The organism is Corynebacterium kroppenstedtii DSM 44385 (genome assembly GCF_000023145.1).
Taxonomy (GTDB): domain Bacteria; phylum Actinomycetota; class Actinomycetes; order Mycobacteriales; family Mycobacteriaceae; genus Corynebacterium; species Corynebacterium kroppenstedtii.
The window spans coordinates 1,690,440-1,707,124 of sequence record NC_012704.1 but is presented as its reverse complement, the minus strand read 5'-3'; the positions used below and the strand labels follow the sequence as shown (position 1 = coordinate 1,707,124).

Here is a 16,685-nt window from a genome sequence, read left to right as displayed (position 1 = left end):
TCTTTAGAATCCTCAAAAACTCTCAGTCAACACAACAACAAACAAACAGCAGTGAACGAATCACACAGCGACAGTCAAGAGCAAAACCCCGGCAACTACCACGTCACTGCCACACAGCCACACAACACGCAGCCAGCTCAACAACAGCACCAAAGGGCAGCGGACAGGTCACTAAGACCAACATTTCCCACTAACACTAAAAAATCGGCCCCACCATTCGCCCTCTCACGGCCTAACACAACACAGCCGGGGCGACAAGCTACAAACAGGGGCTAAACCCGCCTACAGGCCTCACAGGCCCGAATACGGGGAAAACGCCTAAAACACCCCACCACACAACACCAACAGGACACACCACCACCCGCACACCCGACATGCAGCCACCACCACACCCAGGGGGGCAAACCCCCAGGTCACAGCCCCCCCATGCACCACTTTTGCGGTTAATATCCCCCCTGGTGCTATTTCGGTGGGGCTATTGGTGGGTTGTTCTACTGCGTCATTTGTCGCAGTAGGGGTTTAGTCTGGACTGTCGTCATGGCCGTTCAGGTGCGAGATTTCTCGTACGTGAAGAGTGGCTACTGCACCATTTGCCGAACTAGAGGTGGTTAATGCACCATTTGTCGCACTAGAGGGGTTTACTGCTAGCCGTTTGAGCTGTCCCATTTGGTACACCCCAATAGGGCAGTTTAGAATTTCTGTCGCCCTAGCGTGGTCGAGTCCCTGCGGCAGCGATTTTTCACAACTTCATAGGCGGTTCAGTTGATGCCGGTGAGGAAACCTAGAGAAGCCCTAGCAGCACGGGGATGAGCTTATTAAAGGCCGAAGGCGCCGCCGCTGATGAGGATGAAGATACCCAGGCCGATTAAAACGATCGGGAACAGCACATGCTCCCAGCGTTCGAGAACCTCCGCGATGGGTGGACGGGTGGCCACGAACTTCGCCAACAGGACCAGGCCCGCCACCAGGATTAGAAAGACGACGCAGTAAATGATAACGGTGGCGGTATCCACGTTGAGAAAAACCGGGACATAGACGCCGATATTGTCGCCACCGTTGGCAAAGGTCACCCCGGCGACGATCAAGGCGCTTACGTTCTTTCCGCTGACTTTCGCGTCATCGTCTCCCTGCCAGGCTTGCCAGGCCGCCCACAGTCCCAGGGCCAGGGGGATCAGCCCGAAGTAGGGGATCGCCTCGGTGGGCAGGAAGGCATCCGCCCCTAGGGTGACCAGGATCGTGGCTGCGAGGATGCCCGCGAAACCAAGGTACTGCCCGGCCAGGATCCGCAGTGTGGTCCCTGCTTGGCTGGCCCCACGGGCGAAGAACAGCGAGAGCACGATGATGTCGTCGATATTGGTTGCGGTAAACAGACCAACCGCCCCCAGGAGACCAGTTACCACTTACCTGCTCCCCTCTCCGGTGGCGCACCCGGGCACGTCACATGCCGAGTCAATACACGGGGCATTCTCGTCGGCAGCCAGAGTGGTATCCAGCAGTGAGTTCAACGCCTGGACAAGATGGGCGTCGACGATCTCGTAGCGGGTCTTCCGCCCCTGCGGTTCGGCGACCACAATTCCGCAGTCCCGTAGGCAAGTGAGGTGGTTCGACACATTTGACCGCGTCAGTTCCAGCTCCCGGGCGAGAGCGGCCGGGTAGGCCGGGCCGCCCAGCAGGGTCAGGAGAATACGGGATCGGGTGGGATCAGCCATCGCCCGGCCCAATCGGTTCATCACGTCCAAGCGCGAAGAAATAGTCAGCATGCACTGGACTATACAGCGGCTGCTGAACTGTTGCCACGAGGGGCGAACGTCGGCCCGACGGTGTTGTGTTTCTGAGCCCGTTTTCGCGCGGCTTTAGTGTCTTCCCTTTTTGTGTTTGTGTGGTTGTTGAATCTGTGCCTGTGGCGCAACCTGCTTGCCCCCTACTTTTTACAAACCGTCGTGAACTTTAGTTCGCGACGGAGCTTTTAATGACCCCAGTTCGTGCCCGTCTAAGTGGGGCACACCTGCCAGCTCAGTGTGTTGTCCAGTGTGCAGACGTGGGCTCCCTTTTTTACTGACACCGGTAAAAGTCTGGTGGCCGTCTTACTGTCAATGCCTTTCACCACTGACCGCTCAAGTACCAGATTTCTCGCAGTAGAAAGCTCACGCTGGATGGTTGTCATGACCATACGGTTGTTCCATTTGGATCAGGTGAAGGCTCAGAATGAACGGTCATAGCAGTTGTTCAGGTGTGCCATTTGACACAGTAGAAAGCTCACGCTGGAGGGTTATCATGACCTCACAGGTGGGGCATTTGCCCCATGTGAAGGCTCACGCTGGCTAGTTGTTCAAGTGTTCCATTTGGATCAGTAGAAAGCTCTCTCAGGTGGAACATTTATTCCACGTGAACGTTCATGCTGATTATTGGACACAAGACTAGTTTCCGCGCCGGGCTGTGGCTTTAACTGCAGCGCTCGAATTCGGGCAATTGTCAGAACTAAGGGGTTTACCCTTTCGGATTTTAAATCCGACCCTTGGATTAATCGGGTTTCGCGGTCTCAAACCGCTAAATGTTCAATGCGCGTCAATGATTAACCCGCGTTTCAAACACGACCTACAGGAACAACCGTCATAGGGGGGCACGCTAACTGTTCCTCTCAAGGGGATGCGGCAACCGCACACCCTCCCAAACAGCTAGCGCCTAAATCAGAGATTTAGGCGCTCACCTACACTGCCACTGCGTGTACACGACTACCCTGAGGTCTAGAGCAGGGCTGGTTTCCCTGTTCCTTGAGGGTGGTCCACAGCCCGCTTATAGGGGTAATTGGTAACTATAAGGCAACATTTTTTACTGTTCGAATAGAAAAGCCGTCTGAACAGGTATTTTATTAGCACTTGTTCGATCCTCGGCGGCTCCACCAGACACACCCCGGTCATAACAGACCGGGGTTTCGTCGTACAAGCCATAATCCCCAGTCATCGACGTTGTATCGAACCTGCTTCAACAGTGTTTATGAGTGAGGTCGGGTTGGGCTAGGACGTGGCGAGGTCACAATATATTATCGACGCTGTGCAAATTCGTCGTCCGCAAAAATATGAGCCGACTCAAGAACCGGCTCCAGAGAGAAAGCCCATCCGAGGTGGACTTGGCATATCTCTCGGAATGATCTTTTTAGCGGCATGGGCGATTATTCGTTACACCTCGTCGAGTGTGCGGAATAAAGATCTCGGCAATTTGTTTGTCTGGCCTTTGGACTTTTCCATTTATTACAAGGCTGTCCAGCACGTTTCCGAGGGGCACAATTTGTATGGCAAGAACTATATTTTCAACTTGCCCTTTACCTACCCGCCCTTCGCGGCTGTTGCGTTTACCCCAATGACACTGGTTGACCGCAAAACACTTGCTGTGTATTGGCAGATAGGCTCCCTGGTTGTCCTTTGTGCGGTGATCATAGGGATTTTGAGACAACGCGGCTACAAATGGTCATTTTCGCTGATTATCATTTCTCTGGCCACGGTATTTGCTTCATTTAATCTCTCGCCAGTTCACGGCACCTTCTTTTTCGGCCAGGTCAATATTTACTTGATGGGCCTGGTGGCCCTGGACTTTCTTCGTCGCAAAACGAATTTCGGACGCGGAATAGGAACGGGCCTTGCCGCAGGTATAAAACTCACCCCCGCGTTCTCGGTGCTCGTTTTTATTCTTGAGCGACGTTGGAAAGCTTTAGTCACCGCTGTCGTCGTTTTTGCTGCAACGGTCGTTGCTGGGTGCCTCATCATTCCGGACGGAGCGAAGTATTGGACACATTACATGTTCAATACCGACCGAATCGGGCCCCAAAGTAATCCAGGGGCTCAGTCGCTTCGAGGAGTGCTGTATCGGCTAAATATTGACAACCAAATGACGGTGTGGATCGAGCTGTCGATCGCGATCGTCCTGGTGTTCTGCATTGCAGCCTATGGTGCTATTAAACGCGGTAACTTAGCGATGGCCATGTGCCTGTCGGGGATAACTGCACCAATTATTGCCCCATTTTCATGGTTCCACCATTGGGTTTTTCTCGTTCCCTTTGCAGTCTTGCTTATCGACGCCATTACGCGTGGTCTCACGGCGCCAATCGGGTTGATTCAGAACGAGCGTGTGCGATGGTCATTAGACCAGCTGGCGGGGTTATGTGCTGTGGCTCTTGTCAGCGTGATGTACATCCCATTTGTCAGTCAGTACAGCGTGCCGGCCTTCAAGCACTTCCAGGAGAATAAGCCCTCAGATCCAGCGATTATCCGTGGAAGTTTCGTCTACACCGGTATCGCTATTCTCGTTGTTGTTGCCTTGTGGTATTCGGCGGTTTTGGTTATCGACGCCATCCGCGGTCGCAATGAGCAGGCGGCGTCGCCAGAAAACACGTGGTTCGGCGACGGATCGGGCATGAGTAATCGGGAGCCTGTGGTTTTAGTGTCGCAGGGGCAAAGTGATTTCAGAGAGCATGAAGCTTGGGCCTATTACGGCCCAAATACCAGGTGATGCCCACCTCAAAGAGTTAGCCCCGCGAGGATGAAAAGAACCTGCGGCCACGTACACCCGCAATGATCATCATGATCCCAAAGGCGGCGAGCATGATGCCCATTAAGATGGTCAGGCTATACAGGCTCGTCAGAGGAGCGATGATAAATATGATTCCCAAAATGATGGAAAGGACACCGCTCCACGTCAGGTACCTGGACGTCTCGGACACTCGGGAAATCGCTCGGCCAGTGCTAAAAGTTGTTAGCCCCTGAGCTAAAGCGATGAAACCGATTGCAATGACGATGACCGCGCCAAAACTTTGTGGTGAGATAAGTGCGCCAATGCCGGCGAGTACCAAGAGAATGCCGAAAAAGGCACCGATTCCGGGGAGTACAGGCACGGATTTGGTTGTAAGTCCGAACCAAACAAGTGCGCCTCCCGCAAGAATGGAGAAGATCCCGGCGGCCCACGCGAAGACATTAATTCCAGCATGAGGCCAGACGGCCACAACGAGACCGATGATGGTTGCTAATACGCCTAGCAGGGCCAGCCACCCAGATCCTTTGGAAGCGACGGTGGCCATGGGGCTCTCGCTCATTAATGACCCCAACCCGCTAAAGCCGGAATTATTCTTGAATGCGGAGCCGTACGCTGAGGACCGCCCTTGGGTGCGGTTGTCACCAGATGAGGATGGATTGTTGTCGTTATTGTGCGGCGAACCGCCGTCAGCACGCCGGCCATCTGGGTCGTAGACGGCATCGGGCTCGAAGGGATCGTCAGGAGTACCTTTTCCTTTCTCGTTGTGACCGTGGGGTGTTGATGAATTGTCGGTCATGGCTCTCCTTTTCCATATTTTCTGTGAGACGGGTAACTCATCGGCTTGCTTGGTTATCATTTTATAGGTTTTTGTACATTGCGGAACTTATCTACGGAATCCAGGGGGGTCAAAAGCACCGACGAGGTGGGTATCGACGATTCCCAATGCTTCCATAAGTGCAAACATTGTGGTCGGACCGATAAAAGAAAAACCCTTCTTTTTCAAGTCGTTCGCTAGTGCCGTTGATTCTGGCGTACGCGAAGGGATGTCGGACAATCGGAAAGGCCTGGGCAGTGACGTGGAAGCATAAGACCAGACCACGTCGGAAAGATAAGAATTTTCTTCGTGGAGTCTAAGAATTGCCTGTGCGTTCCTAATGGTTGCTCGAATTTTTCGCTCATTACGAATGATCTTTGGGTTTGTCATGAGCAACGCCACCTTGTCGTCGTCGAAAGTACCGACAATGTCTGGATCAAAGTTGGCGAATGATTCTCGAAAAGCTGGTCGTTTACGCAAGATGGTGGACCACGATAATCCAGATTGAAATGCCTCTAGAGTGAGGCGCTCGAACACACCCGATTCTGTCTTTACTGGTACGCCCCATTCCGTGTCGTAATACTCCATCAGCAGCGGGTCCGACGCTGCCCACGGAGGACGTGCTCGCCCGTCTTCCCCAATTACGAGGTCAGGAGAACGGCGATTCTGCGCGGTATCCCCATTGTGTAGACCAGACATACTTCGAGTGTGGCATATCGTGAGCGCGATATGTTTCAGCAACGGCTCTGTCTTCCCAGAGGGGGCGATCACCGCCAGTCGGTTCCCTGCTCCTTGAGGAATGCCGCACATTGCTCCGCATTTGCTTTCAAGCGCGGGTCCCAGTCGAGGTAAGCCTTGGTCTCGCGGGCAATGAGTCCGGATAGCACGAGAAGACCGATCAAGTTAGGAATGGCCATCAGACCGTTCGCGAGGTCGGCGAAGGTCCATACCGTGCTCAGTTCTGTCGTCGCACCGACGAACACAACGGCGGTGAACACCATCCGGTAGGGGAGGGATCCCCAGCGTCCGAATGCACGCTGCGCGCATCGTTCGCCGTAGTAGGACCACCCCAAGATCGTGGAAAAGGCGAAGAACACGATGGACAACGACACGATTGTTCCACCCCATTGGCCGGGCAGAGCGGTGGAAAACGCGTCGGCTGTCATAGTGCCGGCAGCATCTTCACCGTGGTCCCACACCCCCGTGGTAATGACGACGAGCCCGGTGAACGTCACCACGATGATCGTGTCGATAAAGGTCTGAGTCATAGACACGAGGCCCTGTCGCACCGGGTGAGTGGTTTTCGCAGCTCCAGCGGCGATAGCTGCAGAACCCATACCGGATTCGTTAGAGAAGATACCGCGCGCAACACCCATTTGGATGGCAATGATGATCGACGATCCAGCGAATCCGCCAACCGCGGCGGTACCCGTGAAGGCGTCGGTAAAAATGAGGCTGAGTGCGTGAGGAATCTGGTCAGCTTTCATAGCGAGAACCACCGTGCCGCCGACGATGTACACCAGGATCATGAGCGGGACGAAGCCGGATGTGATCTTCCCGATCGCTTGGATTCCACCGAGCAATACCGCGCCGATCAGGATAAACATGAAGATTCCGGATACCCATGGGTCAATCTGGAACGAGTTCTCAAGCCCCGTCGCAATAGCGTTGGCCTGGGTCAAGTTGCCGATACCGAAGCTGGCGATGATCGCGGCGATGGTGAAGAACCATCCTAAAAATGCGCCGAAACCGTTGGGGATTCCTTTGGTGAGGTATCGCATCGGGCCACCGGACATATTGCCCTGCCGGTCGGTTTCGCGGAACCGCACCCCAAGGAAGGCTTCGGAATACTTCGAGGCCATCCCCACGAGGCCGGTGATCCACATCCACACCAACGCGCCGGGGCCACCCACGGAAATAGCCGTCGCGACACCAACGATATTACCGACGCCGACGGTCGCGGCGAGGGCCGTCGTCAAGGCTTGGTACTGCGTGATGTCGCCTTCTCCGCCATCGTCTTCGCGGTCGAGGAGCCCCAGCCGCAGGGCTGAGAAAAGTTTGCGGAACTGCACGGCTCGTAGGCGGTAGGTGAGCCATAGGCCGGTCCCCAGCAGCAGGGGGATGAGGACGAATGGGCCCCATACGACGGAGTCGACGTCGGAAAGCCAGGAGGAGAAGGAATCCATGGATAAGAAGATACAGATTGGCTGTGAGAAAACTTATTAAATCCTCGGAAAACGTGAAGAATTAACATAGTTGTAGCATCACGACACGTTAGCGACATGGTTGTTACCAGGCTCAATCGAAAAAGGAGAGTGCCGACGAGAAAAACGTCGGGAAAAACATCCAGGAGCGGGTTACCGTGGTGCTGCGCGTGAGGCTATGCTAGAGCTCCATTGCGAGGCGCCCGGAAAAGGATGTGCCGGTCACAGGAAAGATGGAAGTACATGGATACGGTGGTGCAGAGCGGAAACGTGGGCTCACAAGGCGGCCATAAGTCTCTCATTCTCGATATCATCAGCTTGATTACTCGGCTGGCTATGGCTGCGGTCTGGATTATCAGCGGAATTTCGAAACTGCGTGATTCACTGCAAACTCAGCAAGCAATCAATGCTTATGAAATTCTTCCGAGAGATGTCATTTCACCACTCGCGGCAGGGCTGCCGGTGTTCGAAATCGCGCTGGGCGTGCTGTTGCTTCTCGGGATTTTCCTGCGCCCAGCTGCGGTGATCTCCATTGGTCTGTTGACCGTATTTATTATCGCGATCATTTCCGCTTGGGCCCGGGGACTCAGCATTGATTGCGGATGTTTCGGCGGTGGCGGAGCGAATCCCAACGCGGGACCCTCCACCTATCTGACCGAGATAGGACGCGACCTCGGGTTTATAGTACTTTCGGTATGGACCGTGTGGCGGCCGTATAAGAGGTTCGCATTGCATCCGTAGTTTTCACTGCGGGGTTCCAAAGATGGCACCGGTGGGTTCCATCCATGAAAGGAATCCGTAAACTAGGTAAAGCTATGGGCGCGATGCTGGTTCGCGTCACCATGTGAAAAGTAAACTGCGAGGACTTCATTGAGTAGTAACAAGATTAAAGCACCAAATGAGAAAAATAACGGTTTTATCTGGGCGATCGCCGTCATCGTTATTATTATCGCCGTGGTGATTGGCTTTGTCATTATTAATGACAAGAACAACAGCTCGTCCTCAAGCGACGCCGCGAAAGATCAAGCCGATGTCACCGCAGAGTTCAATCTTGACGGCTCGACAGCGAACTTCAAGAGCAGCGATGCGAAATCAGACGTTCCCACCGTCGATCTCTATGACGACTTGACGTGCCCTCACTGTGCTGACTTGGAATCGAGTACTGGACAGTCTCTCCTCGACGCTGTTAACCAGGGGAAACTGAACCTGAACATCCGCACGATGAACTTCCTGGATAAAGGCCAGAACGGAAAACTTGATGAGCAGGGGCCAGCAACCAAGGCTTTGACGGCGCTGTATGCGGTGGCCAAGTCCGGTGACGGAAAACTGTATTGGAACTACCGAGCCAGCCTATTTGAAAACCAGGAGAAAGTTTATGGCTCATGGGGCTATGACAACTTTGCAGACCTTGCCAAGGATATGGGTGCATCCAAGGGCGTTGTGAAAGACATCAAGGACGCGAAATACCACAAGGACGCCCTGAAAATGGCCGAGGACAATGAAAAGAAGTTGACCGAGGAAGGCGATGGGCAGGTTTCTAGCCCGCGCGTCTTCGTCAATGGTAAAGAGCTCAAGTTGCAGTCCTCTGACCAGCACGCATTCGAGGATTGGGTCCCTCAGGCTGAAACAGGCAAGGTCGAATAAACGATATTCGCTGATCCTATAGGGACTTTCGGTTAACGTCCGGAACCTCGTTTAAGGCGCACCATAAGGGAGCCAGTCAAAAAGGAGACTGGTTCCCTTTTTCTATGTCCGACTTGTTCTCGTTGGCGTCTTCGGTGGCGGATACGCTCACCGCTTTGGCGTAATACGTTGACCGGTTGTGAAAAGCCCCCACGTGGGGATACGAGGGTGCAGCTTTCGTCGAAAAGGGGGAAACTGGGGGATGAAAGTTTGTATTGTCGCCAATTATCAGCGTTGTCTTATCTCTGAGGAGGCCCATCATGGCACACCCCCGCGCTGGCCAGCTAGCTCAGCACGAGGATCTTATTGACCTCGCCGAACTTGTCACTGCGTATTACACGAAGCATCCGGATCCGGAAAACATCGATCAGCAGGTCGTTTTTGGCACGTCGGGGCACCGGGGGTCATCGCTGGACACCGCCTTCAATGAGGATCACATTCTTGCGACGACGCAGGCCATCGTCGATTACCGCAAAAAGGAAGGCATCGACGGCCCGCTCTTCGTCGGGCGGGATACGCATGGTTTGTCAGAGCCGGCGATGATTTCTGCTCTGGAGGTCCTCGTCGGCAATAAAGTGACGACGCTTGCGGATTCGGCGGGGAAGTACACGCCGACGCCTGCTGTGTCCCACGCGATTTTGACGCATGAGCACCCGAAGGCTGATGGCATTGTGATCACGCCGTCCCACAATCCGCCGCGGGATGGGGGCTTTAAATACAATCCGCCGACGGGTGGTCCTGCCGGGACGGATGCGACGGGGTGGATCGCGGATCGTGCCAATGAGTACATCGCGCAGGGGCTCAAGGGAGTCACGCGCACCCCTGTCAGCGGTGTGACGGATTGGGGCGATTACCTCAAGCCCTTCGATTTTATGTCGGATTACATTGATGACCTTCCGTCGATCGTGAACCTTGATGCCATTCGCGACGCGGGGGTCCGCATTGGTGCTGACCCGATGGGTGGCGCATCGGTTGATTACTGGGGTGCGATCGCGGATAAGCATCGGCTGGATCTCACCGTGGTCAATCCGCTGGTCGACGCGACATGGCGGTTCATGACCTTGGATACCGACGGTAAAATCCGCATGGATTGCTCCAGCCCGAACTCCATGGCGTCCTTGGTGCATAATCGCGACAAGTACGATATCGCGACGGGTAACGATGCCGATTCTGACCGCCACGGCATCGTCACTCCCGACGCCGGCCTGATGAATCCGAACCACTATCTGGCCGTCGCCATTGATTACCTCTTCGCGCATCGCCCGCAGTGGGCGGACTCGACGGCCGTCGGGAAGACGGTGGTGTCGTCATCGATGATTGACCGTGTCGTCGAGAAACTCGGCCGTAAGCTTGTTGAAGTTCCTGTTGGGTTTAAGTGGTTTGTCCCGGGGCTGATTTCAGGTGAGATCGGCTTTGGCGGGGAAGAGTCGGCGGGGGCTTCCTTCCTTCGTTTCGATGGAACCGTGTGGTCGACAGATAAGGACGGGCTGATTCTTAACCTGCTGGCCAGCGAGATCAAAGCGGTCACGGGGAAGACGCCGTCCGAACGGTATGCGGAATTGGCGGAGGAGTTCGGCGCTCCGGCCTATGCGCGTACCGACGCCGAGGCCAACCGTGAGCAGAAGGATCGGCTGAAGAAGCTGTCTCCGTCGGATGTCACCGCAACGACCCTGGCGGGGGAGGAGATCACGAACAAGTTGACCGAAGCGCCTGGTAACAATGCGGCGATTGGTGGTCTGAAAGTCGTGACCGAGAACGCGTGGTTCGCTGCTCGGCCGTCGGGCACCGAGGATAAATACAAGATCTATGCGGAGTCCTTCAAGGGCGACGATCACTTGGCCGAAGTTCAGCGCGAGGCGCAGCAGCTCGTTGAGGACGTGCTAGGCAAGTAAAGGCCTGGGCATATACGACAAAATCCCTGGTCATCGCTGACCAGGGAATCTTTGTGGAGCTAACGGGACTCGAACCCGTGACCCCCACACTGCCAGTGTGGTGCGCTACCAGCTGCGCCATAGCCCCTTAGACCACGATTAATTTACTCATCGGAACGATATTAGACAAATCACCAGGTGGGTACGTTGATTTCGCCGGCAGCCCGTTGCCAATGAGTCACCAACGAGTTGATAGAACGTCGGCGCGAGTGCGCAATTTTTATCGGTCTGGGTCCTCGTTTTCCGCGTACACTGAGTGTGTAAGTAAGTGTCTACTCACTTGGTGTGTCGTTCTGGGCGCTTACCCCCGATATCGATGTCATGTTGCTTCGAATGAGTGGGGAAGCAGCGTTACGGAAGGATTCATGATGCAGAAGGTCGCATTCATCACCGGCGCTGGTCAGGGCATTGGTGAGGCTATCGCAAAGCGCTTGGCCAACGATGGTTTCGCCACCGCAGTCGCGGACTTTAACAATGACACGGCGGAAAAAGTCGCCAACGACATTTCGGCGCAGGATGGCGGCAAGGCCGTCGCCGTGCACGTTGATGCGTCGGATCGCGATTCCGTCTTTTCCGCTGTCGACGAGACCGTCGAGAAACTGGGGCGTCTGGACGTCGTCGTTAATAATGCTGGTCTTGGTCCGACGACGCCGCTGGAAGACATCACCCCCGAGCTGTACCACAAGGTTTTCGACGTCAACGTCGGCGGAACCCTGTGGGGAATCCAGGCCGCGATGAAGTACATGAAAGAGACCGGCGGGAAGATCATCAACGCGTCGTCGCAGGCAGGCCAGGTGGGCAACCCGGAATTGGCTGTTTATGGTGCGACGAAGTTCGCTATTCGGGGTATTACGCAGACCGCTGCTCGTGATCTCGCGAAGTATGGGATCACGGTGAACGCGTACTGCCCGGGCATTGTGGATACGCCGATGATGCGTGGCATTGCTCAGGAAGTTGCTGATAATGCGGCCAAGCCATTCGAATGGGGCATGGAACAGTTCGCGCAGAACATCACCCTGGGTCGTTTGTCGAAGCCTGAGGATGTGGCCGCGTGTGTGTCCTATCTTGCCGGCCCGGATTCGGATTACATGACCGGGCAAGCGCTCCTGATTGATGGTGGCATGGTCTTCAACTAGGCTTGCTAGCTGCAGTTTTACCAGTCAGTGGGGTGTGGGAATACTTTTCATGATGTTTTGTTGATATGTCATGTAAACGGTTTTACCCATTATCGAGGGAAGGATTGAACGATGCAGTTCGGACTATTCACTGTTAGCGACATCACTACGGATCCCACCACCGGAAAGGCGCCCACCGAGCATGAGCGCATCCTGGCGTGGGACGCGATGGCCAAGAAAGCGGAAGAAGTTGGCTTAGATGTTTTCGCTATCGGCGAGCATCACAATCCTCCGTTCTTCTCCTCGAGCCCTACGACGGCACTGGCGCACCTCGCGGCCAAGTATCCGAAACTCCTGTATTCAACGTCGACGACGCTGATCACCACAAATGATCCGGTGAAGATCGCTGAAGACTACGCCATGCTGCAGCACCTCACTGACGGCAACATCGATCTCATGATGGGTCGTGGTAACACCGGTGCGGTGTACCCGTGGTTCGGAAAAGATATCCGCAAGGGTATTCCGCTGGCCATCGAAAACTATCACCTGCTGCGTCGGCTATGGCGTGAAGAGGTGGTGAACTGGAAGGGCGAGTTCCGCACCTCGCTCCAAAGCTTCACGAGCACCCCGCGGCCGTTGGACGATACGCCACCATTTGTGTGGCACGGTTCCATCCGGTCGCCGGAAATCGCCGAGCAGGCTGCGTATTATGGCGATGGTTTCTTCCACAACAACATTTTCTGGAATATCGAGCACACCCAGCAGATGGTGAAGCTCTACCGCGAGCGCTATGAGCACTACGGGCACGGATCTGCAGACCAGGCAATCGTCGGCCTTGGTGGTCACGTCTTTATGGCGGATACCGAAGCAGAAGCAAAGAAGTTCTTCCGCCCCTACTTTGATAACGCCCCGGTCTACGGACATGGTCCGTCGCTCGAAGAGTTCGAAGCCATGACACCGTTGATGGTGGGCACACCGGAGCAGGTGATCGAGAAATACCTCGGGTACGCCGATGCGGTCGGGGACTATCAGCGTCAGCTATTCCTGGTGGACCACGCTGGTGTTCCGCTGGAGAACGTGCTGGAGCAGATCGAAATCCTGGGTAAGGAAGTTGTTCCGGTGTTGCGTCGCGAGTTTGAGGCACGACGTCCGGCGCACGTCCCGTCAGATCCGCCGACGCACGCATCGCTGGTTGCTGAAGGCCCGGATTCCCCGTTCCATCTAGTTCAGCCGGTTAAGGCACGTGAAGAAAATAGTTAAGCTACCGTGCATTCTTAGCTAGCTATTAATACATCGGCGAACCAGAAAGGCGTAACGGATAATGAAGAAAGTCGCGGTTATTAACGCAGGGGTGGGAACGCCCTCGAACACCAAGATGCTCATTGATTCCATTACTGGCGCATTAGAGTCTCAGGTGTCCAAGCGTGGCGATGCGGTCGAGATTGAGATCATTAACCTGCGGCCCCTTGCTAACGAACTAGCCACAGTGATGACGACCGGTATGGCCGGTGAGAAACTCACACAAGCGAAGAAAACGCTCTCCGCTGCCGACGGTGTCATCGCGGCCTCTCCGGTCTTTACCTCGAGCTACACCGGGTTATTCAAGATGTTCATGGATTCCCTGGATACCAATGCTCTCAACGGCATGCCGGTGCTGATCGCGGCGACAGCGGGTACTCCTCGGCATGCGCTTATGCTCGACTACGCGATGCGCCCGCTGTTTACATACTTGCGCGCCACCGTCATGCCCACGGGTGTCTTCGCAGCTACCGAGGATTTCGGCCAAGAGACTGACCTCACGCGCCGGGCCAATCGCGCAGCGTCTGAGCTTGCTGGTTATCTCTTGGCGACGACGGGAGCCGTGGAAGGATTTGGCCCTGACCTGACGGAGTCGGCCCCCGAGCGCAAGGACGGCGTCAACGTTTACCACTCCCGCGATTTTGAGGATCTCTTACGCGGTCACGAGGGGTAACCGCCGGTGAGGGGCGCCGCGAGAATAAATCCCCGGTGAGTTTGAACTGGCCCCGGTGAGGTAGACCCCGGCGAGCTAGAGTTCCTCAGTCGCTTTCACAGCAATGTCATCCTCGCCCGGCTTTGACGGGGCGGGGATTTCTTGTGCTTCATCAGCGCTAATTCGGCGTTCCCGCGTTCGAGGCTCCAGCGAGACCGGACGCCCGGTTTCCAGCGATTCCTTCACTGCTTCACAGACGCGGATATCGAGCAGACCCTCCTCGCCGTCGGGCTCAGGCTGCTTATTCTCGCTGACGCACGTCAGGAAATACCGCGTCTCACCAGCGAATTGATCCTTAGCGTCGTAGTGCCATTCCTCGGTGGTGTCGGTACCGCTGCCTTCTTCGTCGGCAATCGACACAGTCGCGTGAAGGTCAGAGCCTTCACCCCACATGTACGACGACGGGGACACCACCGTCCCCTTGGAGGCTGCCAGCGTGAAGCCCTCGGCTGAGGATGTCGAGTAGCTCGCCGTGAATTGGGCGGTTCGTCCGCTGTCGAATCCAAGGGAAACGCTGACCGTGGGGGTGGTGTCCAGGCCGGTGCCCTCGTGGTGGCCGCCGATTGCGTAGACGGTCGTCGGTTCTTCTTCATACAGATTGCGAACCATATTGAGCGCATAGACCCCGAGATCGGGGACCGGGCCACCCCAGAATCCGTGGTTGGCTCGGTGATTCTCCGGGTTAATCGTGTGGCCGAACTGCGACGTGAAGTAACGCGCATCGCCGAGTTTGCCAGAGCGGACGAGCTCGACCAGGTCAATCATGAACGGGTCGGTATGCATCCGATAGGCAAGCATGAGCGTCGTGCCCGTTTCCTTGGCCGCATCGATCATAGCCTGACAATCCTCGACCGACGGAGCCATTGGCTTTTCACACAACACGGGAATGCCCGCGTGAAGTGCGGGAATTGTGAATTCGCGATGGCGATCAACCGGCGTCGCAACGTAGACAGCGTCGATATCGCCGGAGTTGAGGAGGTCCTGGTATCGGTCATAGGAATAGCCAGGGACGTCATAACGCTCGGCCTTTGCGGGATTCGATGTAACGACGGCGGCTAGCTGCGCCTCTGGTAATTGCGCGAGTCCAGGAAGGAAGGCTTGTTGCGCGATCTGCCCGAGCCCGACGACGGCGAAGTAGTAGGGGTGGTCGGGTGATCCTGGTTTGTTTGATGATGTGTTTTCCAACGTCTTATCCGACATAGACGCCAGGGTAGGTCTGAATCCTCGATCGCGTCGAGATATTAAATGAGAAATTATTATGCGTATTTAAAAAGTTAGGCTAATCTACACACATCTCCCTTTTTGTTCAAGGTTAAACTGCACATAGGTGGCGCCCCTCATGTCCTCCAATCGCCTGGGTCCAGATCAGTCCAGCCCGTCAGAATTCGATCCATCCCAGCCAGGCTCCGATGGCGAGCCAAGTTACAGCGACCAGCTCAATAATGATCCGACGGAAAACTTCAGCATGGAAGAGAGTGCGCAGCAGAGCGGCGTGAACCGTCGCGTGAACTGGCCGACCGTCATGATGGCAGGCGGAGTTGCGGCTATCGTCGCGGCGGTCATCCTGGCGATCGGCGTTGTCGGTTTGTCCCGCCACGGAGACGATGATTCAGCCGCCTACGTCGCGGAAGAGACCACCGATGCGCAGGGGCACAAGGTCATCAAGAAGTCGCCAGTCCCGTCAAGTGCGAAGAAATCGAAAGATGCCTCCAGTAAAAACGGGCACGATAAGAACGGGAATAACAAGGGATCCACTGGTGGTGCCCTGGGCGCTCCCACTGAGGGGAAGAAAGCGTCGTCGTCGGGCGGGAATTTGGAATCACGGTCGGGGTCTGGATCGAATGACAGTGATAATGGTTCGGACTCCGATTCATCTCAGAATGGGCAGGATGAGTCCAATGCCGGGGATGACGACTCCGACGATAGCGGCGTATCGGACTCGGATTCCGGAAACCGCAGGTGGACGCCCTCGTCACCACTGCCGGCTAACTACACGGTGACGGACCCCAATCCTTCGCTCGACGAACTCAATGGGATTGTTTACTTCCTGACTGCTACCGATGCCTCGGACGAAGCCAAGAAAGCGAATATTGAGGCACCCGATGCCGTGGTCGTTCCAAAGACTGTCTCGAGGATCGGTCTATTCCGCGCGCCACGCGGTGGTAGCCGGCTGACGGGGCCCATGGAGCGAAACGGCGACACCATTACTGTTCAGCTTCACTCTTTCTCTGCGGGAATTCCCGACATTTCAATGCCTATCAACTTTGTTTACAAGGATGGAAATTGGCGGTTGGCTAGTTCATCAATGTGTCAAGGTGTGAAAACCGTTGGTCTCCCGATTTATTGCAACGCTTAGGGAAAACGCTGAGGTTATCGGCGTCATGAGTGTTCAGAAAAGGTCAG

General features: G+C 55.4%; 14 protein-coding genes and 1 tRNA gene. 8 read left to right on the top strand and 7 right to left on the bottom strand.

Annotated features, from left to right (window positions below):
* Nucleotides 1–815: 815 nt before the first annotated feature.
* Both CKROP_RS07125 and cmtR read right to left on the bottom strand, forming a co-directional pair.
* Entirely contained in the window at nucleotides 816–1,400 is a 585-nt protein-coding gene (locus tag CKROP_RS07125) for a cadmium resistance transporter (RefSeq protein ID WP_012732059.1), read from the bottom strand.
* Nucleotides 1,401–1,760 (bottom strand): Cd(II)/Pb(II)-sensing metalloregulatory transcriptional regulator CmtR, encoded by a 360-nt coding sequence (cmtR, locus tag CKROP_RS07120; protein WP_012732058.1) that lies wholly within the window; start codon nucleotides 1,758–1,760, stop codon nucleotides 1,401–1,403.
* A 1,291-nt stretch (nucleotides 1,761–3,051) separates the two neighbouring features.
* On the opposite strand from cmtR, the gene CKROP_RS07115 reads away from it, so the two are divergent.
* Entirely contained in the window at nucleotides 3,052–4,503 is a 1,452-nt protein-coding gene (locus CKROP_RS07115; RefSeq protein ID WP_148209661.1) for a glycosyltransferase 87 family protein, read from the top strand.
* A 16-nt stretch (nucleotides 4,504–4,519) separates the two neighbouring features.
* On the opposite strand, the gene CKROP_RS07110 is transcribed toward CKROP_RS07115, so the two are convergent.
* The 3 genes from CKROP_RS07110 to CKROP_RS07100 all read right to left on the bottom strand — a co-directional run bounded on the left by CKROP_RS07110 (nucleotide 4,520) and on the right by CKROP_RS07100 (nucleotide 7,524).
* A complete protein-coding gene (locus CKROP_RS07110) occupies nucleotides 4,520–5,320 on the bottom strand; it encodes an HdeD family acid-resistance protein (protein WP_012732056.1) in 801 nt (266 codons plus the stop codon).
* An 87-nt stretch (nucleotides 5,321–5,407) separates the two neighbouring features.
* Entirely contained in the window at nucleotides 5,408–6,037 is a 630-nt protein-coding gene (locus tag CKROP_RS07105) for a DNA-3-methyladenine glycosylase I (RefSeq protein WP_052292491.1), read from the bottom strand.
* A gap of 68 nt (nucleotides 6,038–6,105) precedes the next feature.
* The gene (locus CKROP_RS07100; protein ID WP_012732054.1) at nucleotides 6,106–7,524 is read right to left on the bottom strand and encodes an alanine/glycine:cation symporter family protein; all 1,419 of its coding nucleotides are present in this window, start codon (nucleotides 7,522–7,524) and stop codon (nucleotides 6,106–6,108) included.
* Nucleotides 7,525–7,785: 261 nt separating this feature from the next.
* On the opposite strand from CKROP_RS07100, the gene CKROP_RS07095 reads away from it, so the two are divergent.
* From CKROP_RS07095 to pgm, 3 genes are all read left to right on the top strand, one after another.
* Nucleotides 7,786–8,283: a MauE/DoxX family redox-associated membrane protein gene (locus CKROP_RS07095; RefSeq protein WP_052292386.1), complete on the top strand. Its 498-nt coding sequence runs from the start codon at nucleotides 7,786–7,788 to the stop codon at nucleotides 8,281–8,283.
* 129 nt (nucleotides 8,284–8,412) lie between these two features.
* Complete coding sequence (locus tag CKROP_RS07090; protein ID WP_012732052.1) at nucleotides 8,413–9,186, top strand: DsbA family protein; 774 nt, start codon at nucleotides 8,413–8,415, stop codon at nucleotides 9,184–9,186.
* Nucleotides 9,187–9,485: 299 nt separating this feature from the next.
* On the top strand, nucleotides 9,486–11,117 hold the full coding sequence (gene pgm / locus CKROP_RS07085) for a phosphoglucomutase (alpha-D-glucose-1,6-bisphosphate-dependent) (protein WP_012732051.1): 1,632 nt from the start codon (nucleotides 9,486–9,488) through the stop codon (nucleotides 11,115–11,117).
* 54 nt (nucleotides 11,118–11,171) lie between these two features.
* Here the strand turns inward: pgm and CKROP_RS07080 are convergent.
* Nucleotides 11,172–11,244: transfer RNA gene (locus CKROP_RS07080), tRNA-Ala, on the bottom strand.
* Between the two features lie 280 nt (nucleotides 11,245–11,524).
* Between CKROP_RS07080 and CKROP_RS07075 the strand changes: the two genes are divergently transcribed.
* From CKROP_RS07075 to CKROP_RS07065, 3 genes are all read left to right on the top strand, one after another.
* Nucleotides 11,525–12,292 (top strand): (S)-acetoin forming diacetyl reductase, encoded by a 768-nt coding sequence (locus CKROP_RS07075; protein ID WP_012732050.1) that lies wholly within the window; start codon nucleotides 11,525–11,527, stop codon nucleotides 12,290–12,292.
* A gap of 111 nt (nucleotides 12,293–12,403) precedes the next feature.
* Nucleotides 12,404–13,531: an LLM class flavin-dependent oxidoreductase gene (locus CKROP_RS07070; RefSeq protein WP_012732049.1), complete on the top strand. Its 1,128-nt coding sequence runs from the start codon at nucleotides 12,404–12,406 to the stop codon at nucleotides 13,529–13,531.
* A gap of 61 nt (nucleotides 13,532–13,592) precedes the next feature.
* Complete coding sequence (locus tag CKROP_RS07065) at nucleotides 13,593–14,243, top strand: CE1759 family FMN reductase (protein ID WP_012732048.1); 651 nt, start codon at nucleotides 13,593–13,595, stop codon at nucleotides 14,241–14,243.
* 75 nt (nucleotides 14,244–14,318) lie between these two features.
* On the opposite strand, the gene CKROP_RS07060 is transcribed toward CKROP_RS07065, so the two are convergent.
* Nucleotides 14,319–15,482, bottom strand: a complete 1,164-nt coding sequence (locus tag CKROP_RS07060; RefSeq protein WP_012732047.1) for a Gfo/Idh/MocA family protein — start codon at nucleotides 15,480–15,482, stop codon at nucleotides 14,319–14,321.
* A 139-nt stretch (nucleotides 15,483–15,621) separates the two neighbouring features.
* Between CKROP_RS07060 and CKROP_RS11580 the strand changes: the two genes are divergently transcribed.
* Nucleotides 15,622–16,638 (top strand): MTB12 C-terminal domain-containing protein, encoded by a 1,017-nt coding sequence (locus CKROP_RS11580; protein ID WP_012732046.1) that lies wholly within the window; start codon nucleotides 15,622–15,624, stop codon nucleotides 16,636–16,638.
* The last annotated feature ends 47 nt before the right edge of the window (nucleotides 16,639–16,685 follow it).